Source organism: Alsobacter sp. R-9 (assembly GCF_054612375.1).
Genome location: NZ_JBTSWJ010000004.1, coordinates 194951 through 219698, shown reverse-complemented (window position 1 = coordinate 219698; position 24748 = coordinate 194951). Strand labels below are relative to the sequence as shown.

General features: G+C 71.4%; 25 protein-coding genes. 11 read left to right on the top strand and 14 right to left on the bottom strand.

The annotated features are described in order from the left end of the window. Positions 1-14 precede the first annotated feature (14 nt). Both ACX9GQ_RS09085 and ACX9GQ_RS09080 read left to right on the top strand, forming a co-directional pair. On the top strand, positions 15-761 hold the full coding sequence (locus ACX9GQ_RS09085) for an SDR family oxidoreductase (RefSeq protein WP_459629199.1): 747 nt from the start codon (positions 15-17) through the stop codon (positions 759-761). 726 nt (positions 762-1487) lie between these two features. After that, positions 1488-2129, top strand: a complete 642-nt coding sequence (locus ACX9GQ_RS09080) for a hypothetical protein (RefSeq protein WP_459629198.1) — start codon at positions 1488-1490, stop codon at positions 2127-2129. A 17-nt stretch (positions 2130-2146) separates the two neighbouring features. Here the strand turns inward: ACX9GQ_RS09080 and ACX9GQ_RS09075 are convergent, their stop codons facing one another. Continuing rightward, positions 2147-3025: a metallophosphoesterase family protein gene (locus ACX9GQ_RS09075; protein WP_459629197.1), complete on the bottom strand. Its 879-nt coding sequence runs from the start codon at positions 3023-3025 to the stop codon at positions 2147-2149. A gap of 208 nt (positions 3026-3233) precedes the next feature. Between ACX9GQ_RS09075 and ACX9GQ_RS09070 the strand changes: the two genes are divergently transcribed. Both ACX9GQ_RS09070 and ACX9GQ_RS09065 read left to right on the top strand, forming a co-directional pair. Beyond that, the gene (locus tag ACX9GQ_RS09070; protein ID WP_459629196.1) at positions 3234-3722 is read left to right on the top strand and encodes an NUDIX domain-containing protein; all 489 of its coding nucleotides are present in this window, start codon (positions 3234-3236) and stop codon (positions 3720-3722) included. Between the two features lie 229 nt (positions 3723-3951). After that, a complete protein-coding gene (locus tag ACX9GQ_RS09065) occupies positions 3952-4443 on the top strand; it encodes a GNAT family N-acetyltransferase (protein ID WP_459629195.1) in 492 nt (163 codons plus the stop codon). 32 nt (positions 4444-4475) lie between these two features. Here the strand turns inward: ACX9GQ_RS09065 and ACX9GQ_RS09060 are convergent, their stop codons facing one another. The 9 genes from ACX9GQ_RS09060 to ACX9GQ_RS09020 form a co-directional block, all read right to left on the bottom strand. After that, positions 4476-6569, bottom strand: coding sequence for a hypothetical protein (locus ACX9GQ_RS09060; RefSeq protein WP_459629194.1), 2094 nt, complete (start codon positions 6567-6569; stop codon positions 4476-4478). Between the two features lie 13 nt (positions 6570-6582). Then, on the bottom strand, positions 6583-9420 hold the full coding sequence (locus tag ACX9GQ_RS09055) for a DUF4159 domain-containing protein (protein ID WP_459629193.1): 2838 nt from the start codon (positions 9418-9420) through the stop codon (positions 6583-6585). A 5-nt stretch (positions 9421-9425) separates the two neighbouring features. After that, entirely contained in the window at positions 9426-10358 is a 933-nt protein-coding gene (locus ACX9GQ_RS09050) for a DUF58 domain-containing protein (protein WP_459629192.1), read from the bottom strand. 11 nt (positions 10359-10369) lie between these two features. Further along, a complete protein-coding gene (locus ACX9GQ_RS09045) occupies positions 10370-11374 on the bottom strand; it encodes an AAA family ATPase (protein ID WP_459629191.1) in 1005 nt (334 codons plus the stop codon). A gap of 350 nt (positions 11375-11724) precedes the next feature. Beyond that, positions 11725-11988 carry a hypothetical protein gene (locus ACX9GQ_RS09040; protein ID WP_459629190.1) on the bottom strand — a complete coding sequence of 88 codons (264 nt, stop codon included), beginning with the start codon at positions 11986-11988 and terminating at the stop codon, positions 11725-11727. A 130-nt stretch (positions 11989-12118) separates the two neighbouring features. Then, the gene (locus tag ACX9GQ_RS09035; RefSeq protein ID WP_459629189.1) at positions 12119-13372 is read right to left on the bottom strand and encodes a CCA tRNA nucleotidyltransferase; all 1254 of its coding nucleotides are present in this window, start codon (positions 13370-13372) and stop codon (positions 12119-12121) included. Beyond that, the gene (locus ACX9GQ_RS09030; protein WP_459629188.1) at positions 13369-13626 is read right to left on the bottom strand and encodes a DUF6111 family protein; all 258 of its coding nucleotides are present in this window, start codon (positions 13624-13626) and stop codon (positions 13369-13371) included. Before ACX9GQ_RS09030 ends, ACX9GQ_RS09035 begins: the two co-directional genes overlap by 4 nt. Further along, positions 13623-14261: a CoA pyrophosphatase gene (locus ACX9GQ_RS09025; RefSeq protein ID WP_459629187.1), complete on the bottom strand. Its 639-nt coding sequence runs from the start codon at positions 14259-14261 to the stop codon at positions 13623-13625. The genes ACX9GQ_RS09030 and ACX9GQ_RS09025 overlap by 4 nt, the downstream gene beginning before the upstream one ends. Then, positions 14258-14866: a DUF1285 domain-containing protein gene (locus ACX9GQ_RS09020; RefSeq protein WP_459629186.1), complete on the bottom strand. Its 609-nt coding sequence runs from the start codon at positions 14864-14866 to the stop codon at positions 14258-14260. The genes ACX9GQ_RS09025 and ACX9GQ_RS09020 overlap by 4 nt, the downstream gene beginning before the upstream one ends. A gap of 289 nt (positions 14867-15155) precedes the next feature. On the opposite strand from ACX9GQ_RS09020, the gene ACX9GQ_RS09015 reads away from it, so the two are divergent. Next, entirely contained in the window at positions 15156-15293 is a 138-nt protein-coding gene (locus ACX9GQ_RS09015; RefSeq protein WP_459629185.1) for a hypothetical protein, read from the top strand. Positions 15294-15406: 113 nt separating this feature from the next. On the opposite strand, the gene hemF is transcribed toward ACX9GQ_RS09015, so the two are convergent. Further along, positions 15407-16369, bottom strand: coding sequence for an oxygen-dependent coproporphyrinogen oxidase (hemF, locus tag ACX9GQ_RS09010; protein WP_459629184.1), 963 nt, complete (start codon positions 16367-16369; stop codon positions 15407-15409). After that, complete coding sequence (locus tag ACX9GQ_RS09005) at positions 16366-16878, bottom strand: tRNA (cytidine(34)-2'-O)-methyltransferase (protein WP_459629183.1); 513 nt, start codon at positions 16876-16878, stop codon at positions 16366-16368. The genes hemF and ACX9GQ_RS09005 overlap by 4 nt, the downstream gene beginning before the upstream one ends. Positions 16879-17133: 255 nt before the next feature. On the opposite strand from ACX9GQ_RS09005, the gene petA reads away from it, so the two are divergent. From petA to ACX9GQ_RS08985, 4 genes are all read left to right on the top strand, one after another. Next, on the top strand, positions 17134-17664 hold the full coding sequence (gene petA, locus ACX9GQ_RS09000; RefSeq protein ID WP_459629182.1) for a ubiquinol-cytochrome c reductase iron-sulfur subunit: 531 nt from the start codon (positions 17134-17136) through the stop codon (positions 17662-17664). 43 nt (positions 17665-17707) lie between these two features. Further along, on the top strand, positions 17708-18988 hold the full coding sequence (locus tag ACX9GQ_RS08995) for a cytochrome b (RefSeq protein ID WP_459629181.1): 1281 nt from the start codon (positions 17708-17710) through the stop codon (positions 18986-18988). 13 nt (positions 18989-19001) lie between these two features. Beyond that, the gene (locus tag ACX9GQ_RS08990; protein WP_459629180.1) at positions 19002-19871 is read left to right on the top strand and encodes a cytochrome c1; all 870 of its coding nucleotides are present in this window, start codon (positions 19002-19004) and stop codon (positions 19869-19871) included. Between the two features lie 408 nt (positions 19872-20279). Beyond that, positions 20280-21152, top strand: coding sequence for an S-methyl-5'-thioadenosine phosphorylase (locus tag ACX9GQ_RS08985; protein WP_459629179.1), 873 nt, complete (start codon positions 20280-20282; stop codon positions 21150-21152). On the opposite strand, the gene ACX9GQ_RS08980 is transcribed toward ACX9GQ_RS08985, so the two are convergent. Both ACX9GQ_RS08980 and ACX9GQ_RS08975 read right to left on the bottom strand, forming a co-directional pair. Further along, positions 21149-21421, bottom strand: a complete 273-nt coding sequence (locus tag ACX9GQ_RS08980) for a hypothetical protein (RefSeq protein ID WP_459629178.1) — start codon at positions 21419-21421, stop codon at positions 21149-21151. The two genes, ACX9GQ_RS08985 and ACX9GQ_RS08980, sit on opposite strands and share 4 nt — an antisense overlap. A 110-nt stretch (positions 21422-21531) precedes the next feature. Then, positions 21532-21747, bottom strand: coding sequence for a hypothetical protein (locus ACX9GQ_RS08975; protein ID WP_459629177.1), 216 nt, complete (start codon positions 21745-21747; stop codon positions 21532-21534). Between the two features lie 75 nt (positions 21748-21822). On the opposite strand from ACX9GQ_RS08975, the gene ACX9GQ_RS08970 reads away from it, so the two are divergent. Both ACX9GQ_RS08970 and uvrC read left to right on the top strand, forming a co-directional pair. Then, positions 21823-22353, top strand: coding sequence for an adenine phosphoribosyltransferase (locus ACX9GQ_RS08970; protein WP_459629176.1), 531 nt, complete (start codon positions 21823-21825; stop codon positions 22351-22353). 69 nt (positions 22354-22422) lie between these two features. Then, positions 22423-24645, top strand: a complete 2223-nt coding sequence (uvrC, locus tag ACX9GQ_RS08965) for an excinuclease ABC subunit UvrC (RefSeq protein WP_459629175.1) — start codon at positions 22423-22425, stop codon at positions 24643-24645. Positions 24646-24748: the final 103 nt, after the last annotated feature.

Sequence of the window (24748 nt, the reverse complement as noted above, 5' to 3'; positions counted from 1 at the left end):
TCGGGGACAAGGGCATGGGACGCCTGCAGGACAAGGTCGCGCTGGTCACCGGCGCCGGGCAGGGCTTCGGCCAGGGCATCGCGGAGTGCTTCGCCCGCGAGGGCGCGAAGCTGGTGCTGGTCGACATCCAGCGCGAGAAGGCGGAGGCCGTGGCCGCTTCGCTGCCGAACGCCGTCGGCATCGGCGCCGACGTGGCGAAGGCCGCCGACGTGAACGCCTCCGTCGCGGCGGCGGTCTCGCGCTTCGGCCGGCTGGACATCCTCGTCAACAACGCCGGCATCTCCCACCGCAACCGGCCGATGCTGGAGGTGGACGAGGCGGAATTCGACCGCGTCTTCGCGGTGAACGTGAAGTCCATCTACCTCTACGCGCAGGCGGCGATCCCGCACATGCGCCGGCAGGGCGGCGGGGTCATCCTCAACATCGGGTCCACGGCCGGCATCCGGCCGCGACCGGGTCTCACCTGGTACAACGCCAGCAAGGGCGCCGTGAACCTGATGTCGAAGTCGATGGCGGTGGAACTCGCCCCCGACCGCATCCGCGTCAACGCCATCGCGCCCGTGGCCGGGGAGACGCCGCTGCTCGCCACCTTCATGGGCGAGGACACGCCGGAGAAGCGCGCCGCCTTCAAGGCCACCATCCCCTGGGGGCGGCTTTCGACACCCCAGGACATCGGTAACGCCGCCGTCTTCCTGTGCTCGGACGAAGCGGAGATGGTGACCGGCGACGTCCTGCAGGTCGATGGGGGCCGATGCATCTGACGCCAGACGGAAAAAAGGAACCCCGCGCGGATTTCTGCCCGGCGGGGTTGCAAGGGATATGGGGTCGTCAGGTCTGCCGGGTTGGGCTGGCCAGCCCGTCATGGGCTTAATGTGTAAGGGACCGGCCGGTTCCGCGATGTGCGATATCGCACATCGGAGCGGGGGCTGATCGCCTAGGTTGTCCGTGTTGGGGCGGCGACCCGCTCCTCCGACTTTTTCGACCCTGACCCCTGTCTTCGCCCCGCCGGCCTTCCGGCGGGGCTTTTTTCTTGGCGCTGGGCGGAACGGTCGGCTTCCCCCGGACCGCCAGCCAGCTTCTTGCGCGCATTTCTCTTCAGGGGAGCCGCCCCGCCTGACGCGGCAGGCGCCCGCAATGACTGTCCCCTGCGCGGTCCCCACCCCCTTGCGCCTCCCCACAAGGGGGGAGGGGGACACGCCCCGATCGCTTCAACTCCTGGACGCGCCGCCGGCTTCGGTGCCGAGGCGGCTTGCCCCAGCCACACCGTTCACGACGCCGCCACCTCTCCGCTCCCCTTCCCCTTGTGGGGAGGGGGCGGGGGTGGGGGACTGTCCGCGTCTCTCCGTCCTTGTTCCTCCGTCCCCTCCGTCCCCTCCGTCGCGCTCGCCCCTTCTCCACAGCCGCCTTCGGCCCCGGCTTCCGGTTCGCGGTCTCTTCGTTTACGGTTTGTTTACGTCATCCCGACGTTGCGTCACCGGGGTCCGCCGATGAAGGACGAATCCGTCCATCCTTTCCCTCAGCCCGCCGCACCCGTGCAGGGGTCTCCCGCGTTGGACCTGCGCGCGGCCGTGCGTCGTGCCCGGATCGAGGAGGCGGAGCGTTCGACCGTGGCGGCGGAACTGAGGGGGGCCGAACTCGCGCGGCTGGAGATGCTCCGCGAGACGCTGGAGCCCGTCTTCGCGCAGCTCCCGCGCGACGCGGAACTGTTCGACATCGGTCTCGTGCCCGGCGAGAAGCCGCGCCTCTTCGTCGACATGGTCGCGTTCGTCGAGATGGCGCGCGACCGGCGGACCTTCCGCTTCATCCAGGAGACGAGGGCGGGCCGGGTCCTCATCGCCGAAAGCGACAAGGTCGACCCGCTGGCGGAGGCCGTCACCGCCTATCTCGGGCGCCGGCTGGTGGAGCGGGAGCGCGCGCTGTCGCAGGGCGATCCCGTCACCCAGGCCTCGCCGGCTGCAGAGGTGGCCCCGGGTCCCGCTGCTGTGCCGGATTCCGCGCGCCGCCACACCACGGGCGACCTCGTCTTCACGACCCTGCTCGGCATGATGGCCGGCGCCGGCCTGCTCTACGGCGCCATGCTGCTCAGGGCCCGCGGCATCGACCTCCTCGGCCTCCTGCCGCGCTTCTGACCGCCAAGCGTAGCAATCTAGAGCGGCAGCGGCCCCACGTCGCCGATCTCGCCGCCGGGCAGGAGCCCGCGCGTGCGTCCCGTGATCACCGGCCCCGTCTCGGTCAGGTCGATGTCGAACAGGTGGTACCCCGCCCTGTGCGTGAGCGTGCCGCGGACGGCCGAGCACGACGGCACGCCGACGCAGGGGATGGGCCCCTTGGGTCCGGCGATCCGGTTCACCGACGTGACGTGGTTGTGCCCATGCAGGATGAGTTCGGCGCCGGTCTTGCCGAGCAGGTCCTCGAAGGCGGTTGCGTCGGTGAGCCCGCGCCCGCCCGTACCGCCGCGATAGGGCGGATGATGGATCAGCACGACTCGCGCCAGCGGCGTCTGCCCGAGGAAGGACAGCACCGTCTGGATCTTCCCCCGCTGCTCCACTCCCAGCGTGCCCGAGGCCACGAACGGTCCCGTCGGCACCGCCGACGACACGCCGACGAGCGCCACGGGGCCCACCATTCGCACGTAGGGAAAACCTTCGAAGCGGCCGGAATCCGTCGTCATCCACGGCGACAGGTAGCGTTCCACGTCGCGCATCGACGTGCGGACATAGGCGTCGTGGTTGCCGGGGACGAAGCTGACCTTGTCCGGCGTGCCGAGCTTCTCGAGGAAGGCGCGTGCGACGGCGAACTCGCCGTGCAGGCCGATGTTGATCAGGTCGCCGGTACAGGCGATGTGGTCCGGCGCGTGCGAGCGCATGTCGGCCAGCAGCCGGTCCAGCAATCCCATGTCATGGATGCGGTCCCGCCCCCGGCGCCAGTTCATGTAGCCCGTGATCCGCTTGCCCGCGAGTTCGCGCAGCCGGGGCTGGGGCAGGGGACCGAGATGGGGATCGGAGAGATGGGCGAGGCGGAACATGTGGGCGTCACCTCTCTCCGGTTCCTCCCCCGTCGTCAAGCGCCCGCCCGGCATGGCGCGGCCCGCGCGCTCACATCCCTGCGAGACGGCGATGGCCGCGCAGCGTCCCTCGCGGGCAGGCCGGGCCGTCCGTGCCGCCAGGGGCGTGCCTGACCCGTGGCAACGGCCACGGCGTCTGCTACACCGGTCGCATGGGATGGTGGAGACGATGAGCGGCGACGACGGTCGGCGCCCGGGAGTGCGGGCCCGGATGCTGCAGCGCGCCATGCACCAGTGGTTCCGCCTCTCGCGCCCGATGACGCTCGGCGTGCGTGGCGCCCTGATCCACCCCGAGCGCGGCGTCTTCCTCGTCGAGCACACCTATACGCCCGGCTGGTACCTGCCGGGCGGCGGCGTCGAGTCCGGCGAGACGGTGCTCGAGGCGCTGTCGCGCGAGGTGATGGAGGAGGGCAACATCGTCATGGAAGGCGAGCCCGCCCTCCATGGCCTCTTCTTCAACAGGAGAGCCTCCCCGCGCGACCATGTCGCGGTCTACGTCTGCCGGACGTTCCGGCAGACCGCACCCCGTGTGCCGGACCGGGAGATCCGCGCCAGCGGCTTCTTCCCGCTGGACGCCCTGCCGGAGGCCACGACGCGGGCGACGCGGGCGCGGCTGGACGAGATCGCGGGCCGCGCGCCCCTGTCGCCCTACTGGTGATGCCTGTGGACGGCCCGTTGCGGTCGTGCTAGCCAACCCCGCCCGTTTCGGGGCGGGCACGGGGGCATCATGGTCAGGCAGGAGCGACGACGGCAGCGATGAGCGGGGAGGGGATCCTCCTCGATCCGGCACGCATATCCGTGCCCCGTCCGGAGCCGCCGTGGTGGCCCGAATGCGGGCACACCGCTCCTCCGCAGCCTGTCCGCCGCTGCGACCCCAAGGCCCGACCATGACCGACCTGTTCCTGACGATCCGCCACGAGACCGCGACCGACGCCGAAGCGATCGACCGGCTGCACGAGCGCGCCTTCGGCCCGGGCCGCTTCGCCCGCACGGCCTTCCGCCTGCGCGAGGGCAAGCAGCACGAGCCGGACCTCTCCTTTGCCGCAATGGTGGGCACCCTGCTCGTCGGCTCCATCCGGCTGACGCGCATCGTCGCGGGCGGGGTTCCCGCGCTCCTGCTCGGACCCGTCACGGTCGAGCCCGCCTTCATGAACCGCGGCATCGGCATGGCGCTCGTGCGCCGCTCGCTCGCGGCCGCGCAGGAGGCCGGCCACCGGCTGGTGCTCCTCGTCGGCGACGAGCCGTTCTACGGCCGGGCCGGTTTCGTGAAGGTGCCGCGCGGAAAGCTGGAGATGCCGGGGCCCGTCGATCCCGAGCGCCTTCTCGCGCTCGAGCTGGAGCCCGGCGTCCTCGCCGGCGCCCGCGGCCCGATCCACTGAAAGCCCGCCTCGCCTCGGGCGAGGGAGACCGGTCAGCCGCGGGCGGCCTTGGCCAGCCGCGCCTCGCCGAGCCACGCAGCCAGCAGGCTCAGCGCCAGCAGCACGAGGCCGATGAAGCCGAGGAAGATCGGCGTCACGCCGACGCCCTTCACCACGGACGAGTCGGTTGAGCGGATGGCGATGAAATCTGCGCCGGAGAAGCGCGTTCCGCTGGACAGCGTCACGACGCTCGGCACCCGCGGCGTCTCGTCCGGGCGCTCCGCGACGCGCCGCACCGAACCGCCGGTGGCGTCCGCGATCGGCGTCAGGATGGACGCCGTCGAGAGCACCTCCTGGTACTCGCGCGGGTTCGGCGGCCCGACGCTGACGAAGGCCGTCAACGAACCGTCGCTGAGCCGGTAGAGCCCCGGCTCCTTCACCTCGGTCGTCGCGCGCCACAGACCGGGAGAGGCCGCAGCGAGCGTCACGGTCGACGTTCCGCCGGACGGGGCGGTGAGCGTGACCGGGGCGGTTTCGTCGGCAAGCGTCTGGCGCTCCACCGTCACGACGGCGCCCTTCGAGGTGGCACGAAGCGCCTCCTCCTCGAGGTCCGGCTCCTTCATAAGCCAGTGGCCGAGGCGCCGCAGCAGGTCGAGGTGCGGGCCGCCGCCGCGGAAGTCGCGGGCCCAGAGCCACACATGGTCGGAGAGCAGCAGGGCGACCCGGCCCTTGTTCTCGCGCGACAGCACCAGCAGCGGCTTCTGGTCGGGGCCGGCCATGACGGTCGTGCCCGCGCGCGTCTCGGCCGAGATCTGGCGCAGCCACTCGCCCCACTGCGGCTCGCCGTCGCCCTCGGGAGCGCCCGGCAGGGCCCGCGTCACGGGGTGGCGTCCGCCCGTCGGCGTGACCTGCGCCAGGAAGGCGCGCTCGATGATCCTGCCATCGGGCCGCGCCGGCATCACCGCGCCGAGCGGCGTCCCGGCAAGGCCGGTGCGCCCCGCGAATTCCGGCCCGGCGGCGACCAGCACGGCCCCGCCTTCGCGCACGTAGCGCACGATGTTGGCGAAGTAGATCGACGGCAGGATCGACTGGTTGGAATAACGGTCGAAGATGATGAGGTCGAACTCGGCGATCTTCGTCTCGAACAGCTCGCGCGTCGGGAAGGCGATCAGCGACAGCTCGTTGATCGGCGTGCCGTCCTGCTTCTCCGGCGGGCGCAGGATGGTGAAGTGGACGAGGTCGACGTTGGCGTCCGACTTCAGGATGTTGCGCCACGTGCGCTCGCCGGCGTGCGGCTGGCCGGAGACGAGCAGCACGCGCAGCTTCTCGCGGATGCCTTCGACGGGGACGACGGCCTTGTTGTTGTAGGCGGTCAGCTCGCCCGGGGCCTCCTCGGCCTCGATCTCGATGACGTTGGTGCCGCCGTGCTCGATGCGCACGGGCAGGCGCAGCACCTCGCCGGGCACCGCGCGGCGCTCCAGCAGCTGCACGCCGTCGCGCCGCAGCACCACGCGCACCGGCTCGGTGCGGCCGGGATCCTCGACGCGCAGCCGGATCGCCTGCTCCTTGCCGACGATGCCGAAGCGCGGCGTGTCGAGAAGGGCGACGCGCCGGTCCCGCTCCTGCGTATGGCCGGTGACGAGGGCGTGCACCGGCGCGCGGAAGCCCAGCGCCGCCGCCGCATCCGGCACGTCGTGCACGACGCCGTCGGTGACGAGGATGGCGCCGCCGACGCGTTCCGGCGGCACGTCCGAGAGCCCCGACTGCAGCGCAGAGAACAGCCGCGTGCCGTCGCTGCCGCCGGTGTTCTCGCGGGCCTCGATGGTACGCACCTCGACGTCCGGCAGCGCCGCGAGCCGGCGCGACAGCTGCTCGACGACCGCCGTGGTCTGGCCGGCCCGCTTGTCGAGCGCCTGCGAGCCCGAGCGGTCCACCACCACCGCCACGACGTCCTTCAGCCGGTCGCGCTCTTCGCGCACGAGAGACGGATTGAACAGGGCCAGGATGAAGAAGGCGATGGCGAGCGCCCGCAGCGTCGCGCCCGTCTGGCGCACGAGCAGCGCGAGGATGCCGGCCGCCGCGGCGATGACCGCGATCGTGATCACGATCGGCAGCGGCAGGAGGGGGGACCAGTCGATCGAGGTCATGGCCGGGGTCCCGTCACTGGCCGAGCCGCTCGAGCAGCGCGGGCACGTGCACCTGGTCGGCCTTGTAGTTGCCGGTCAGCGCGTACATCACGAGGTTGACGCCCGCCCGGAAGGCGAACTCCCGCTGGCGCGGGTAGCCCGGCGTCAGCGGGTAGAGCGGCTCGCCGCGGCGGCCCGTCGCCCAGGCGGCGGCGAGGTCGTTGGAGGTGATGATGATCGGCGACACGCCGTCGCCGGCGCGGGCCGGCCGCTCGGCGTCGGGGCCTTCGCGCGGCAGCGCCTCGATCCAGGTCTGCCCGTCGGCGTAGCGGCCGGGGAAGTTATCGATCAGGTAGAAGGCCTTCGTCACGACATGGTCGCGCGGCACGGGCTCCAGCTCCGGGACGGCGATGCCGGCGAGGATCTGGCGCAGCGTCCGCGTCTCGGGCGTGGGCGGCCCGCCGGGCCGTGCCGACATCGCGTCGCGTGTGTCGAAGATGACGGTCCCGCCGTTCTTCATGAAGGCGTCGAGCTTGCGCACCGCCGCGTCGTTGGGGGCCGGGCGCCCTGCGACGATCGGCCAGTAGATGATGGGGTAGACCGAGAGCTCGTCGCGCGACGGATCGACGCCCGCCGGCTCGGCGGGATCGAGCGCGGTGCGGGCCGACAGGAACTGCCCGAGGCCGGTGAGGCCCGCCCGGCTGGTCTCGTCGACGGAGGCGTCGCCGGTGAGCACGTAGGCGAAGCGCGTCGCCAGTGCCGCGTCCGCCTCCTTGGGGCTGATCGCCGGCCGCTGCGACGGCGGCGTGCGCTCCTGCGCCCCAGCCGGTGTCGCGGCGCCGGAGAGGGCGAGGGCGGCAAGCGCACCGAGGCCCGCCGCCAGCACGAGCGCCGCGGGCGCAGCACGGCGGCGGATGAGCCCGAGGCGCCCGGAGAGCCAGAGCACCGCCAGCGTGTCGAGGGCGAAGCCAAGCAGCGCCAGCGCCACCAGCCACGGCCGGGCGTCGACGCTCTCGCCGCGCGCCAGCGGCTCGACGCGCGCGCCGAGCGGCGCATAGTCGAGCGCAACCAGCGTGGCGCCGGGCTGCAGGGTGTTGACGGCCAGCGGGGCGTCGGCCTGGCCGTAGAAACCGGGCGGATGGTCGAGGCTGGCCACGCGGTCTCCTCCGACGGCGATGGGGCGGGCGGTGGCGGGCGGCGGGTTGAACACGCCGAACCCGTCGAGCGTGCGCAGCGGCGCCGCGAACACCGGCGCGCCGCCGCTGGTGCCGGCCTGCGCCTGCGCCTCGCCGGTACCGGCGAGCGCGACGACGCGCTTCAGCATCTCCACGAACAGGCCGGAGAGCGGCAGGTTCGACCATGTGGTGTCGGCCGTGACGTGCACGAGGACCGTGAGGCCCTGGCCCCGCCGCTCTGCGGTGATGATCGGCGTGCCGTCGACCAGCGCTGCCCAGGTCTTGCGGGTCAGGTCGGCGTCCGGCTCGGCCAGCAGCTGGCGGGTGATGCCGACGTCGGCCGGCGGCGTCAGGCCGTAGAAGGGGCTCGCCCGGTCGAAGGGCGCCAGCGTGCGCGGGCTCTCCCACGACAGCGCGCCGCCGAGGGCGCGGCCGCCGCGGCGCAGCTTCACCGGCGAGAGATCGTCGTTGCCCGCTGCCGCCAGGCGCGAACCGGCGAAGCGCAGCAGGACGCCCCCGCCCTCGACGTACTGCGCCAGCCGCTGGCGCAGGTCCTGCGGCAGCGCGCCGGTGTCGGCGAGGATCAGCATCGGCACCTTCTCGTCGAGAAGGGTGCGGATCGCCTCGGCCGGGCCGAGCCGCGGCTCGCGGATGTCGGCATAGGGTGCCAGCGCCTTGGCCACGTAGTAGGTCGGCGACAGCAGCGGCTGCGCCGTGTCGGACGTCGCCCCCGAGACGAGCCCGATACGCCGCCGGCGGCTCGCCTCGTCGACGAGCGCCACGGCGCCCGCTGTCCGCTCCTCGGCGATGTCGAGGCGGGCGATGTCGTTGCGCAGGTCGACGGGGAGCTTGATCAGCACCTCGGTTGACGTCGCGCCGCCGTCGAAGGCGAACGGCGTCTCGGCGAGGGGAAGGCCGCGCCGGTCGACGGCGCGCACCATGCCCGCGTCGCGGCCGTTCGGCGCCGCCCGCAGGACGGTGACGGAGAGGCCGGCCGCCGTGTTGTTCACGCCGGCCAGCGCAAGCGGCCGCGCGACGGCGCCCGAGAGCACGGTGACCGTGCGCCCCTTGGTCGCCTCGGCGAGCGAGGTCACGAACCCGCTCGTCCCGTCGACGGCAATGCCGTCGCTGATCCAGATGACTTCGGCGGCGGTCTCGCGGGCGAGGAAACGCCCGAGCGGGAGCAGCACGGCGAGCCGGTCCGGCGTGTGCGGCGCCGGCTTCATCGCCCGCACCCGCTCCAGCGCCGCGCCGGCGTCACCCATCTGCACGTCCTGAACCGTCTCGCCGGTGGCGAGCACGGCGACGGGCCGCCCGGCCCGCGACGCGCCGCGCAGCAGGCTCTCCGCCGCGGCGACGCGCTCCGCCCAGTCCGGGGCTGCGGCCCAGCCGTTGTCGACGACGAGAAGGATCGGCCCCGTGCCGGCGGCCGTGTCCTTGGTCGGGTTCCACACGGGCCCGGCCATGGCGAAGATGACCAGGGCGGCGACGATGAGGCGCAGAAGCAGCAGCCACCACGGCGTGCGCTGCGGCGTCTCCTGCCGCGGCACGAGGTCCATGATGAGCTTGAGCGGCGGGAAGTCGATGCGGCGCGGCTGCGGCGGCGTCACGCGCAGCAGCAGCCACAGGGCCGGCAGCGTCACCAGCGCCAGCAGGACGGCGGGGGTCGTGAAGCCGAGCGGGAGCGCCTCGAACATCGGGCTCAGCCTCCCCCGGCGGCGGCGGGCCGCCCCACGGCGTCATTGCTGGCGATACGGCCGGCGAGCGCCAGCAGAGCCTCGGAGGCCGGCCGGTCGGTGCGGTGGACCGCGAAGCTCCAGCCGCGCCGCGTGCACGCCTCACGTAGCGCCTCGCGGTGGCCGCGCATCCGCTCCAGGTAGAGGTCGCGGAACGACCCTGCGTCGCCCACGCGCAGCGTGTCCGGCCCCTCGAGGTCGGCGAGCACCGCCTGCCCCTCGAACGGGAACGTCTCCTCGACGGGGTCGACCACCAGCACCAGGTGTCCGCGCGCGCCGCGCGCCGACAGCCGCTCGATGGTCTCGCGCACCCTGGCCGCCGGCGTCAGGAAGTCGCCGACGAGGACCGCCTCGGTCAGCGGCGGCAGCGCCCGCCCGCCCGGCAGGTCGGCAGGCGACTTGTTGGCCACCATGGCCTCGGCCAGCCGGTCGACGATGCCGCGCGTCGCCATCGGGTGGGTCAGGTCCATCAGCCCGACGCGCTCGCCGCCGCGCACCAGCACGTCCGCCAGCGCCAGCCCGAGCACGAGCGCGCGCTCGATTTTCGAGCCCTGCGCCAGCGCCGAGGCGAAGCCCATCGACGGCGACCGGTCGATCCACAGCCACACCGTGTGAGCCGCTTCCCACTCGCGTTCGCGCACGTAGTAGCGGTCGTCGCGCGCCGAGCGGCGCCAGTCGATCCGGTTCGCGGGCTCGCCGGCGGTGAAGGCGCGGAACTGCCAGAACGCCTCGCCGGGTCCGGCCTGCCGGCGGCCATGGATGCCATGCGCCGCCGTGGCGGCGATGCGCCGCGCCTCGATGGCGATCCGCGGCAGGCGACGGGCGAGCTCCAGCGCGTCGGTGGCGTGGCGCGTGCCGACGCTGCGCTCGTCCTCGTCCAGGACGCGGACCTTCACCATCCCGGCGCGCCTCAGGCGATCCGCTCGACGAGCCGGCGGATGATCCCGCCGACCGTCATGCCCTCCGCCCGGGCGGCGAAGTTGAGCGCGATGCGATGCTTGAGAACGGGCTCGGCCAGCGCCACCACGTCGTCCAGCGACGGCGCCAGCCGTCCCTGGATCAGCGCGCGGGCACGCACGGCGAGCATCAGCGACTGGCCGGCGCGGGGGCCGGGGCCCCAGGCGAGCTGGGCGTCGACCTCGGCATCGCCCTCGCCCGGGCGGGCGGAGCGGACCAGCTTCAGGATCGCGTCCACAACGCTCTCGCCCACCGGCAGGCGCCGCATCAGGCGCTGCGCGGCCATCAGGTCCTCGGAGGTCATCGCCGGCTTCGGCTTCGACTGCCCGTCGGAGGTCGTCTCGAGGAGGATGCGGCGCTCGGTCGCGGCGTCGGGGTAGCCGACGTCGATCTGCATGATGAAGCGGTCGAGCTGCGCCTCGGGGAGCGGGTATGTGCCCTCCTGCTCCACCGGGTTCTGCGTCGCCAGCACGTGGAACGGGCGGGGCAGGTCGTGGCTCTCGCCCGCCACCGTCACGTGGTACTCCTGCATCGCCTGCAGCAGCGCCGACTGCGTGCGCGGCGAGGCGCGGTTGATCTCGTCCGCCATCAGCAGCTGGGCGAAGATCGGCCCCTTGATGAAGCGGAAGGCGCGGCGGCCGCCCTGTCCCTCCTCCAGCACCTCGGAGCCGAGGATGTCGGAGGGCATCAGGTCGGGCGTGAACTGGATGCGTCGCGCCTCGAGCCCCAGCACGGTGCCCATCGTGTCGACGAGCTTCGTCTTGGCGAGGCCGGGCACGCCGACGACGAGCCCGTGGCCGCCCGCTAGGATCGTGATGAGGGCGTTCTCGACGACCTGCGACTGGCCGAAGACGACCGTCGCGATCGCCTCCCGGGCCCGGCCGACCTGTTCCACCGCCGTTTCGGCGGCCCGGACGATCATGCTGTCGAGGCTGGCGGCGTTGGCGGTCTCGCTCATCGGATCCTCATCGCGTCGACGCGCCGGCAAGGGCGCCTGTTGAGCCAGTGTCACCCGGTGCGGCGGCATCCTTCAAGCCCGCACCTCTCCCGCTCTTTGCGGCGGCACACACGTTTTCGTGGTGGACGACCATTCAAGACCTGGGCCACGCCCCCGTGGCCGGCGCGGCCATCTCGTCGATTCTGGGCTTCGCCCGGCATGCTTCAAGGCTCGCCGGCCCTTCTGGCGAAACGGAGGCGGGCCGACGTCTTCACGGAACCGTCATCGACACCGACGCCGCGCCCTTCTCCCCGCCCTGCGGGAAGAGGGTCCCGCAGCGGAACGGAGGGGAATGAGCGGCCGAGCCCAGGTCAGTCGGCGGACGGCAGGCGGCGGATGGTGAACTCGATCTGGCCGTCGTCCAGCTCCCGCCACCACTCGATCTCGGTCATGTAGGCGGCCTTGGGGAAGCGGGTGAACGTTTCCCGCGCCTTTTCCCGCGCCTGGTCGCGCGGGAGGCAGAAGGTCTCGCGCTGCCAGCCGCCGCTGCGCGGTGTCGACGCCTGCTGCCGCTCGCTGCTCCGGCGGGCGAGGCGACGTGCGACATCGGCGGGGCGAGGCGGCTCCCGGGTCATCGGTGTCTCCCCTCTGGAGCGAGGGACCTTTGGCCGTCAGGGCACGCGGCGGCCGGACGCGATGCCGGACACGGCGACCGGCTCAGGCCAATCTAGCGCGCCGGAGGGGGGAAAGGGAGTCGAAACGGGCTCACGGCGCCTCGGCCGGCAAGGCCGCCACAGCGGCATCCAGCAGGGCAGCGAGTGCGGCGGGGGCGTCCGGACATCCGGCGTCGAGCCAGGCGTCCTGCGCCCGGAGCAGGATCGCGCCCATGCGGGGGCCGGGCTGCACGCCGCGCTTCACGAGATCCGGTCCCCGGAACGGGGAGGGGCGGCCTCCCTCCCGGAGCGGGCGGTCCGCCTGCGCCAGCACCGTTCGGGGGTCGACGCCATGCCGCGCCGCGGCGACGGCGAGCGCGTCGCGCGTCGTCGCGGCCCCCTCGTGGAAGGAAAGCCGCCGCAGCAGCGCGTCGTCCGGCACGGGAAGGCGCCCGTGCAGGCGGCCCAGCAGCGTTCCGATGCGCTCCAGCCGCTGGTGTTCCGCGTTGGAGAGACGCAGCCGCTCGCGCAGCCGGTCCGCATCCTCCGGAATCCGGATCGCGAGCGCCGCGAGCCGCAGCGTCGCGTCGGCACCCGGCTGCGTGTCGACGAGGCGGGCGAAGGCGCGCACGTCCGGCGCGCCGCCGAGGATCCGGTCTGCGAAACCGGTCTCCGCCACCTCCTCGAGGGTCTCGGCGGCGCGGCGGCACATCAGCAGTTTCATCACCTCGGCCCGCACGCGCTCGGCGGAGAGGATGCCGAGGCCGGCTCGCAGCCGGATCGCCGCCGTCAGCGCCGCATCGTCGAGCGGACCCTCGCCGTACTCGGCGTGGAAGCGGAACAGACGCAGGATGCGCAGGTAGTCCTCGCGGATGCGGGTCTCCGCGTCGCCGATGAAGCGCACGCGCCGCGCCGCGAGGTCGGCGAGGCCGCCCACCGTGTCGGTCACGGTGCCGTCGGCCGTGGCGTAGAGCGCGTTGATGGTGAAGTCCCGTCGCCTTGCGTCGTGCGAGAACTCCCGGCCGAACACGACGGTCGCGCGCCGGCCGTCGGTGTCGACATCCTCGCGCAGGGTCGTCACCTCGAAGGGCGTGCCCTCGACGACGACGGTGATCGTGCCGTGCTCGAGCCCGGTCGGCACGGGCTTCAGGCCCGCCGCCCGCGCCCGGCGCATCACCTCCTTCGGCAGGGCGGTGGTGGCGACGTCGATGTCGCCCGGCTCGAGGCCGAGCAGCGCATTGCGCACGGCCCCGCCCACCACGCGGGCCTCCTCGCCGTCCCGGTCCAGCACGGCGAGCAGGGCCTGCAGGTCCGCCCGGGCGATGAAGCAGCCCGCCGGCAGGCGGGCCTGCGCCGGCCCGGTCATTCGATGCGCCCCGGCACGAAGCGGCCGTTCTCCATGTGCGCGGGAACGTAGGGACCGGTGCCCCGCTCCGCCGTGAAGCCCGTCCACATCAGGTAGCCGAAGGCGACCGCGAGCCCCGCGAGGAACAGCCACGACACGTGACCGTCCCAGTGCACCCGCTGGAACGGCGAGCGGCGGCGCAGCGCCAGGAACAGCCCGAACAGCAGGAAGGGCAGCAGGAAGAGCAGCAATTCCTCGGCGAGCGCGCGGCTCATGTCCCGTAAAGCCTTTCGTACATGCCGCGCAGGATGCCCGCGGTCACGCCCCAGATGAAGTGCTCGCCATAGGGCATGGCGTAGTAGTGCCGCATCAACCCCTTCCACTCGCGCTGGTGGCGCTCGTGGTTGCCGGGCGTCATCAGGAAGGCGAGGGGCACCTCGAACGCGGCGTCCACCTCCGACGGGTTGAGCGCGATCTCGTAGGCCGGGTCGACCAGCGACACCACCGGCACGATGTGGAAGCCCGTCCCGGTGACGTAGGAATCGAGGTAGCCGAGCGGCCGCACGAAGCGCCGGGCGAGCCCGATCTCCTCCTCCGCCTCCCGCAGGGCCGCGTTGACGGGCGTGCCGTCGGAGGGGTCGATCTTGCCGCCGGGGAAGGCGACCTGGCCCGAATGGTCGCGCAGGTGCGCCGCCCGGCGCGTCAGCAGAACCGTCGCCTCGTCGCGGTGCGCGACCACGGGGATCAGCACGGCGGCGGGGCGATGCACCACCGAGGGGTCCGGCGCGAGGTGCGGCATCAGGTCGTGGTCGCCGCGCCGCCCGGGGCCCGTCGGCGGTGCCAGCGACAGGCGCGCCAGCGCCCGCGCCTCGAGCGCCTCCGGGGAGAAGGAGACCTCCTGGACGCTCACGCCAGCCCCTCGAGGTCGCCGGCGTCGGCCATGGGGAAGAAAACGCCGCCCGAGCGGACGCCGAACTTGCGGCCCTCCGGCGTGTCCGCCTCCTCGCCCAGTTCCACCATGTCGTAGAAGACGGGCCGGTTCACCCGTGCCCACAGCGCGTCGCGCACCAGCACGTAGGGCCTCAGGCCGCCGGTCGCCTCCCGCTCGAAGCGCAGCGGCCGGTCCACGCCGGCCGTCGTCCAGTCGTCGACGGTGGTGCGGAAGGAGAGGGCGCGCGCCGATCCCTCCCCGGAGACGGCCATCTCGACGGCCAGGAAGGGCACGTCGTCCACCTCGATGCCCACCCGCTCGACCGGCGTCACCAGCACGTAGCCCGTGGGATCCTTGCGCAGGATGGTCGAGAACAGTCGCACCAGCGCCGGGCGACCGATCGGCGTCCCGGCATAGAACCACGTGCCATCGGCGGCGATCCGCATGTCGATGTCGCCGCACCAGGGCGGGTTCCAGCGATGAACCGGCGGCAATCCGCGCCCCGTGGCGGCACGGGCCGCGGTGGTGAGGCTCTCCAGCGGGCTTGTCGCGGCGGCCCGCGGGTCGCGCGTCTCCTGGCTCATGCCGTTCCTATAGGCCGATCCGGTCGGCCCACCAAGCACCCGTCGATCCGGCCGTTGCGCGAGCCTGACCCCCGCCGCTGCCTGCCCGGCCTTCGGAACCCCGGCACCCGTTAAGGAAAACGAGGCGCCCCTTGAGGAAAACGCGGCGATTCAACCTCCGATTGCTTCACCCGAGCCGGCGCGAATGCCTAGGGTGGAGCCGTTGTTGTCGAGCGTCGCGTTCGCCGGCCCGCGTCCATTGTCCGGGCCGTCGTCTTTTCCCAGCGGTCATTTTCAGAAGGCATTGACGATGCTCGATTGGATCATCACCGGCTTCAGCTATCTCCTCGTGTTCTGGCTGGGCTACTTCGTCGCCGCCGCGATGGCGGTCGCGAAGGAATCGGACGAGCAGGTGGAGCGCCGCTACGCCGGGCGGCAGGGCCACTAGCACGACGGCCCGGTGCCGCAGGCCGCGGCACGGGAACTCACGTCTTCGACAAGCCCTGGCAGACAACCCGCACTCGCTTGGAGCGAAGCGGGAAGTAGGACGTTGCGCCCCTGTCAGGGCCAACGTACCCGCGGGGGCATCGACGACAGGATGCTCTCCACGTTGCCGCCCGTCCGCAGGCCGAAGATCGTGCCGCGGTCGTAGAGCAGGTTGAACTCCACGTACCGTCCGCGCCGCACGAGCTGTTCCTCGCGGTCGGCGTCCGTCCAGCGCGTCTCCACGTTGCGGCGGACGATCTCCGGGTACACCCGGTCGAAGGCGAGGCCCACGTCCTTGGTGAAGGCGAGGTCGGCAGCCCAGTCGCCGCTGTCGTGGTAGTCGTAGAAGATGCCGCCGATCCCACGCGGCTCGTTCCGATGCTTCAGGTGGAAGTACTCCTCGCACCACGCCTTGTAGTTGGCGTAGGGCGCGATCGCGGCGTGTGCGTCGCAGGCCTGCCGCATGGCGGCGTGGAAGGCGATGGTGTCCGGATGGTCCTGCACCCGGCGCCGGTCGAGCACCGGGGTCAGGTCCGCCCCGCCGCCGAACCACGCCCGCGTCGTCACCACGAAGCGGGTGTTCATGTGCACCGTCGGCACGAAAGGGTTCCACGGGTGCGCGATGAGCGAGATGCCCGACGCCCAGAAGCGCGGATCCTGCGACGCGCCGGGGATCTGGCCTCGGAACTCGGGCGCGAACTCACCGTAGACGGTCGAGATGTGCACGCCCACCTTTTCGAACACGCGCCCGCGCATGATCGACATCTCGCCGCCGCCGCCCGGGGCGCCGGAGCCGTCCGTCCGCGACCACGCCTTGCGCTCGAAGCGGCCGGCCGTGCCGGCGTCGGCCTCGGGATCGAACGGTCCCGTCGCTTCGTCCTCCAGCGTCTCGAAGGAGGCGCAGATGCGGTCGCGCAGGCTGCGAAACCAGGCCGAGGCCTCGGCCTTGCGCGCCCCGAGGGTCGCGTCGTCCGGCAGGGGCGATACCGCCGTGAACGGTGAATGCGAGTGCGGCCTGGCGGCCTGCGGCGCTGTCATGGCGGCGATCCTTCGTGCGTCTCCCCGGCGGGGAGTTTCGGAAACGCGTCGCGCTGGCGCAAGGCCTCCCCGACGAGCAGGGCGGCCGCGACGGCGACGTTGAGAGAGCGCAGGCCGGGGCGCTGCGGGATGACGACGCGCGCGTCCGCCGCGTCGTGGACCTCGTCCGGCACCCCCGCCGATTCGCGGCCCATCAGCAGCACGTCGTCCGGCCGGAAGGAGAAGGCGGTGTGCGCGACGGCGCCGCGCGTCGTCGCCAGCACGAGGCGTCGCCCCGCGAGCGCGCCGCCGGGCGAGAAGGCGGCCCGGAACGCCGTCCACGAGACGTGCCGTTCCACGGTCACATGATCGAGATAATCCATGCCGGCGCGGCGGAACGCCCTGTCCGACACCGGAAATCCCGCCGGCTCGATGATGTCGACCGCCACGCCGAGGCAGGCCGCCATGCGCATCATCGTCCCGGTGTTCTGCGGGATGTCGGGCTGGAACAGGGCAAGGCGCAGCGGCATGGGCGGGACGCGGGGGCGGGGCAGTCGGCGCCCCTGCTCGCCACATGCGGCGAAAACGGGCAACAACGCTGTCTGATCAGCATTCCGGACTATAGACAAGCCCTGTCGCGCGTGCGAAACACCCGCCGCGCGGCGACGCCCGGTCGCATTGATGGCGCGTGCTTGCGCCCAACATATGGCCGGGAACGCCTGACCGTTCGGATCGAGAACGCCCGGAAAGCCGCCCTCGCGGCCCGGGCGGTGTTGCGAAGGATGATGACCGTGGCGACGACTGTGGCCGAACCCACCCGCAGGGACTTTCTCTTCATCGCGACGGGCGCCGTCGGCGCCGTTGGCGTCGCCTCGGCGATCTGGCCGTTCATCAGCCAGATGGCGCCGGACGCGGCGACCGTCGCGGCGGGCGCGCCCGTCGAGATGGATCTCTCGCCCATCGCCGAGGGCCAGATCGTCAAGCTGTTCTGGCGCGGCAAGCTGATCTTCGTGCGCCACCGGACCAAGAAGGAGATCGAGGAGGCGCAGAACGTGCCGCTCGCCGATCTCCGCGACCCGCAGCCCGACTCGGCCCGCGTCAAGTCCGGCCACGCCGAGTGGCTCGTCGTGTACGGCAACTGCACGCACCTCGGCTGCGTGCCGCTGGGCAACGAGGGCCCCTACCACGGCTGGTTCTGCCCGTGCCACGGCTCGGTCTTCGACACGTCGGGCCGCATCCGCCAGGGACCGGCGCCGACCAACCTCCCTGTCCCGCCCTACGCCTTCGTTTCCGACACCAAGATCCAGATCGGTTGAGCCGCAGACTCGCCCCTCCCGGCGACAGTCGCAGGATTTACACATGAGCGGACATTCCACCTACGTTCCGAAGAGTGCCGTTGGGAAGTGGTTCGAGAGCCGCCTCCCCATCGTCGGCCTCATCCACTCCTCGTTCGTCGTGTTCCCGAACCCGCGGAACCTGAACTACTGGTGGACCTTCGGCGGCATCCTCGCCTTCATGCTGGTGGCACAGATCGTCACCGGCGTCGTGCTGGCGATGCACTACACGCCGCACGCGAGCATGGCCTTCAACTCCGTCGAGCACATCATGCGCGACGTGAACTACGGCTGGCTGATCCGCTACCTGCACGCCAACGGCGCGTCGATGTTCTTCATCGCCGTCTACGTGCACATGTTCCGCGGCTTCTACTACGGCTCCTACAAGGCCCCGCGCGAGATCCTCTGGATCCTCGGCGTCATCATCTTCCTGCTGATGATGGCCACCGCGTTCATGGGCTACGTGCTGCCGTGGGGCCAGATGTCGTTCTGGGGCGCCACCGTCATCACCAACCTCTTCTCGGCCTTCCCGGTCGTGGGTGAGACGATCGTGACCTACCTGTGGGGCGGCTACTCGGTCGACAACCCGACCCTGAACCGCTTCTTCTCCCTGCACTTCCTGCTGCCCTTCATGATCGCGGGCGTCGTGATCCTGCACATCTGGGCCCTGCACGTGCCGGGCTCCAACAACCCGGCCGGCATCGAGAAGAAGACCGACAAGGACACGCTGCCCTTCCACCCGTACTTCACGGTGAAGGACGCGCTCGCGCTGGTCGTCTTCATCATGATGTACATGTGGTTCGTGATGTACATCCCGAACTACCTCGGCCATGCCGACAACTACATCATGGCCGACCCGGCCGTGACGCCCGCCCACATCGTGCCGGAGTGGTACTTCCTGCCCTTCTACGCGATCCTGCGCGCGGTGCCGGACAAGCTCGGCGGCGTGCTGCTGATGTTCGGCTCCATCGCGGTGCTGGTGTTCCTGCCCTGGCTCGACACCTCGAAGATCAAGTCGGCGGCCTACCGGCCCCTGTACCGGCAGTTCTTCTGGGTCTTCGTGGCGGTCTGCATCGGCCTGGGCTGGCTCGGCGCCAAGCCGGCGGACGGCGGCTACGTCATCGCGGCCCGCATCCTGACCGCGTACTACTTCGCGCACTTCCTCATCATCCTGCCGCTGCTCGGGCTCTTCGAGACCCCGCGCCGCCTGCCGGGCTCGATTGCCGAGGCCGTGCTGGGCAACAAGCAGGGGTCGGCCACGGCCATGGCGGCGGGCGCCGCCTCGTCGCCGAGCACCAAGGGCTGAGGGGGATCATCCGATGAAGACGTTCAAGCTCCCCGCGATCGCGGCTGCGGCCTTCGCCGCCGTGATCGCCGCCTCCGCCCCGGCGTTCGCCGCCGGCGAGGTGGTGCAGCCTCCGCGCGAGAAGTGGTCGTTCTCCGGCCCGTTCGGCAAGTACGATCCCACGCAGCTGCAGCGCGGCTACAAGATCTACCGCGAGGTCTGCGCCAGCTGCCACGCGATGAGCCTCGTCTCGTTCCGCAACCTGTCGCAGCCCGGCGGCCCGGAGTTCTCCGAGGCGCAGGTCAAGGCGCTGGCGGCCGAGTACAAGGTCACCGACGGCCCCAACGAGACGGGCGACATGTTCGAGCGTCCCGGCCGTCCGGCCGACCGCTTCGTCTCGCCCTTCGCCAACAAGCAGCAGGCGATGGCCGCCAACGGCGGCGCCTACCCGCCCGACCTGTCGGTGATGGCCAAGGCCCGCACCTACGAGCGCGGCTTCCCGTGGTTCGTGTTCGACATCTTCACGCAGTACGTCGAGCAGGGCCCGGACTACGTCGCCGCGCTCCTCAACGGCTACGAGGATCCGCCGGCGGGCTTCCAGCTGCCGGACGGCAAGTACTACAACAAGTACTTCCCCGGCCACGTGATCTCGATGCCGAAGGTGCTCAACGACGGCCAGGTCGAGTATCCCAAGGACGCCTCCGGCCGCCCGCAGGCGCCCGAGACCGTCGCGCAGTACAGCAAGGACGTCACGGCGTTCCTGATGTGGGCCGCCGAGCCTCACCTCGAGGCACGCAAGGAGCTGGGCTTCAAGGTCCTCGCCTTCCTGCTCGTCTTCGCCGGCCTGCTCTACTTCACCAAGAAGCGCATCTGGTCGCGCGTCGAGGGCCACGCCCACGCGTGACGGATCGGGCCGCGAGGTCCATCGCACACCGCACCTAAAGGCCCCGGCAAAGCCGGGGCCTTTTGCATTCCGGGCGTCCCCCTCCTGTCTTCCGCGGGCGCGGGCGGGACGGCTCTCCCTTCTCCCCGCCTGCGCGGAGAAGGTGGCGCGAAGCGCCGGATGAGGGGCGATAGCGGGCCACAGCCCGCGTCCGCGGCGTTGGCGTGGCCGGGGTTGACGGAGCCTCGCGCCCGCCGCCCCCTCATCCGACTGCGCTTGCGCGCAGCCACCTTCTCCCCCGTCGGGGGCGAAGGGAGCGTGCTCGCCCTGCCGTCTCTCCGTCACGCGAGGGATACCCCCGGCGCATCCGCCCTTTCGCGGCCTGTGGCCACGGCCTAACCTTGCCGCAGCACGGCAGGGAGACACGGCATGGCGAAGGCGGTCCTGGGCATCATCGGCGGGTCGGGCATCTACGACCTGCCCGGTCTGGAGGACTTCCGCGAGGAGCGCATCGCCAGCCCGTGGGGCGAGCCGTCCGACGCGCTGCGGCGCGGGCGCATCGGCACCACCGAGATCGTCTTCCTGCCGCGCCACGGCCGCGGCCACCGCATCCCTCCGTCCGAGATCAACGCCCGCGCCAACATCGACGTGCTGAAGCGCGCCGGCGTCACCGACATCGTCTCGCTGTCGGCCTGCGGCTCGTTCAAGCCCGAACTCCCGCCGGGGCTCTTCGTCCTCGTCGACCAGTTCGTCGACCGCACGCACGGACGCCCGTCGAGCTTCTTCGGCACCGGCTGCGTCGCGCACGTGTCGATGGCGCACCCGGTCGGGCCGCGCCTTGCGGCGCGCCTCGCGGCGGCGGCGGAGGCCGAGGGTGTCGCCGTGCAGAAGGGCGGCACCTATGTCTGCATGGAAGGGCCGCAGTTCTCCTCCTACGCCGAGTCGATGACCTACAAGGGTCTCGGCTTCGACGTCATCGGCATGACCGCGATGCCGGAGGCGAAGCTCGCCCGCGAGGCCGAGATCACCTACGCCACGCTCGCCATGGTCACGGACTTCGACTGCTGGCACCCCGAGCACGACCACGTCGACGTGAAGTCGGTCATCGAGGTGATGCACGGCAACACGGAGAAGGCGCGCCGTGTCGTCGCGCGGGTGGCCCGCGACTTCCCCGCCGCGCGCGAGGAGTGCCCCGTCGGCTCCCACAAGGCGCTGGACTTCGCCATCATGACCGCCCCCGCCCAGCGCGACCCGGCGCTGCTCGCGAAGCTCGACGCCGTGGCGGGGCGGGTGCTTGGCTAGCGCGGCGGTGGGTTCGGCTCGCGCGAATTTCCGCCGATCCACTTTCCCTTGATGAACCCTCCGAGGGTCCACAGGAGGAAAAGCAGCCCGAACGCCACATGACCCGCAAGGACGAGGATGAGGAACGCGACAGAAAGATAGACCGCCTCGTCTTGACCTATGTAGATCAAGAGCCACCAAGCCAGCATGACCATGATTGGCGCGGCGATCCACCACGCGATCATCATGGTCTTGCCAAGGCGGCCCATGAAGGTTGTCGCGCGTTCCATATGGCTCCTACTCATTTGGAACGGCCTCAATCCTCGGTCCGATGGAAAAGCCTGAGCCTCCTGTGCCGTGGAGACACTGATGCACGTCAAGAGGCCAAGGGTAACGCTGATCAGTGCATCATCATCCAGGCGCCGCGCCACCACGGCCCGACGCCGAACAGCGTGCCGAGGACGCCCATGACGATGCCGAGCACCAGCCACACGGCGAGTGTCGCCGGGATGGCCGCAAGCCCGGCCTTGAAGAAGAAGACGACGAGCCGCGCGAACGGCACGTCGATGTCGGTGATCACGACCGGCCTGTCGCCCGGTCCCGCGGGAGCGCTCATGGTGGGTCCTCCGAGGCTGGAACGGCGGCGCCGCTCCGATATGATCCACTGAAGACCCGAAATCCGGACCCGTCGATGCTCGATCTCAAGGATGCCATCCGTACGATCCCCGATTACCCCAAGGCGGGGATCCTGTTCCGCGACATCACCACGCTGCTCGGCAACGCCCGTGCCTTCCGCCGGGCGGTGGACGAGCTGGTGCAGCCCTTTGCCGGCACCAAGATCGACAAGATCGCCGGCATCGAGGCGCGCGGGTTCATTCTCGGCGGCGCCGTCGCGCACCAGCTCAGCGCCGGCTTCGTGCCCATCCGCAAGAAGGGCAAGCTGCCGCACGCGGTGGTCTCCATCGCCTACTCGCTCGAATACGGCATCGACGAGATGGAGATGCACGAGGACGCCGTGCAGAGGGGCGAGCGGGTCATCCTCGTCGACGACCTCATCGCCACCGGCGGCACGGCGACCGCGGCCTGCCAGCTCCTGCAGCGCATCGGCGCGGAGATCGTCGCGGCCTGCTTCGTCATCGACCTGCCGGACCTCGGCGGCGCCGACAGGCTCCGCGCCATGGGCGTGCCCGTGCGAACGCTGATCGGCTTCGAGGGCCACTGACCGCCGACGCGGGACGAGGGGGCGAGGGGACGCTTCCCCTGCGCCGCCCGGCGTCCTACATCTGCCGCCATGTCGCCCCGCCCCCCTTCATCGCCCGATCGTCCGCCCGAGCCGGAGGACGACGAGGATCTCGCCGAGCTGGCCGCCGACGACGCGGATGATCTCGCCGAGGCCGATTCGGGAGCCGATCTCTCCTTCGACGACGAGGCGGGCAGCGCCCGGCTGCGCGCCGGCGTCGCGGTGATCCAGCGTGTCTGGAAGACGCTGCCGAACGGCCCAGGCGTCTACCGCATGATCGATGCGAAGGGCGACGTGCTCTACGTCGGCAAGGCGCGCAGCCTCAAGAAGCGCGTCGCCTCCTACACGCGCGGCGTCGGCCACACGAACCGCATCGCCCGCATGATCGTCGAGACGGCGGCGATGGAGTTCGTCACCACCGAGACGGAGACCGAGGCGCTCCTGCTCGAGGCGAACCTCATCAAGCAGCTGAAGCCGCGCTTCAACGTGCTGCTGCGCGACGACAAGTCGTTCCCCTACATCCTCATCACCGGCGACCACGTGTCGCCGCAGCTCACCAAGCACCGCGGCGCGCGCAACCGGCCGGGGGACTATTTCGGCCCCTTCGCCAGCGTCTGGGCCGTCAACCGCACGCTGAACGCGCTGCAGCGCGCCTTCCTGCTGCGTTCCTGCTCGGACAGCTACTATGAGAACCGCACGCGACCCTGCCTGCTCCACCAGATCAAGCGCTGCGCCGGGCCGTGCACGGGGGAGGTGGGGCACGTCGAATACGCGCGCCTCGTCGCGCAGGCGCGCGACTTCCTGCGCGGCGGCAGCCAGGGCGTGAAGAAGGCGCTGGCCGACGAGATGCAGCGCGCCTCGGACGACCTCGAGTTCGAACGCGCGGCCCGCTATCGCGACCGCCTCGCGGCGCTCTCCGCCATCCAGGCCAGCCAGGACATCAACCCGCAGGGCGTGGAGGAGGCCGACGTCTTCGCGCTCCACGAGGAGGCGGGGCAGTTCTGCATCCAGGTGTTCTTCTTCCGGAACTTCCAGAACTGGGGCAACCGCGCCTATTTCCCGCGCACCGATCGCTCGACCCCGGCGGCCGAGGTGCTTGGCGCCTTCGCGGCGCAGTTCTACGACGACAAGCCGGCGCCCCGCCTCGTTCTGCTGTCGCACGACATCGAGGACCTCGACCTCCTGTGCGAGGCGCTGTCGACCCGCGCCGGCCACCGCGTCGAGGTGGCGATCCCCAAGCGTGGGGAGAAGAAGGACCTCGTCGACCACGCCGCCCAGAATGCCCGCGAGGCGCTGGCCCGACGGCTCGCCGACACCTCCTCGCAACAGAAGCTGCTGGCCGCGCTGGGCGCCGCGTTCGGCGTGGCGGGGCCCATCCGGCGGGTGGAGGTCTACGACAACTCCCACATCATGGGCACCAATGCCGTCGGCGGCATGGTCGTCGCCGGCCCGCAGGGCTTCTCCAAGCCGCACTACCGGACCTTCAATATCAAGTCGACCGAGCTCACCCCGGGCGACGACTACGCCATGATGCGCGAGGTCCTCACCCGGCGCTTCTCGCGGCTGATGAAGGAGAACCCGCGGGCCACCTCCGGCAGTGCCGGCGCGCCTCCTTCCGCCGTCACCCCCGGCGCTCCGCCTTCCACTGTCATCCCCGGCGCGCCGGAGGCGCGGGAAGGGGACCCAGACGGCGTCGCAGGACAGGCTGGATCAGGACAGGCTGGATCAGGACAGGCTGGATCCCCTTCCCGGCGCGCTGCGCAGGCCGCCGGGGATGACGGGGGAGGCGCGGCGCCCGGCGATCCCTCCGAGATGCCGGCCTGGCCGGACCTCGTGCTGATCGACGGCGGGCGCGGCCAGCTCGACGCCGCGCTCGGCGTTCTCGCGGAACTCGGGGTCTCGGGCGTGCCGCTGGTCGGCGTGGCCAAGGGACCGGACCGCGATGCAGGGCGGGAGACCTTCTTCATCCCCGGCCGCGAGCCGTTCAAGCTCGCGCCGCGCGATCCAGCGCTCTACTTCGTGCAAAGGTTGCGCGACGAGGCGCACCGCTTCGCCATCGGAACGCACCGGGCCAAGCGCAAGCGCGAGTTCACCAAGAGCCCGCTCGACGAGATCGCCGGCATCGGCCCCGCCCGCAAGCGGGCCCTGCTGCTGCACTTCGGCACCGCCAAGGCCATCGCCCGCGCCTCGCTCGACGACCTTGCCAAGGCCCCCGGCGTCAACATGGCGACGGCGAAGGCCGTCTACGACTTCTTCCATGAGGGCAGGGGGTAGCGTCCCGCCAGAAGTTGCGGCTTCGCCGGTCGGCGGGATGACGGCAGGGAGGCGCGGCGTCCTTGAAACGGGAGCGGAGAGGTTGGGTGGCACGCCATCCCAC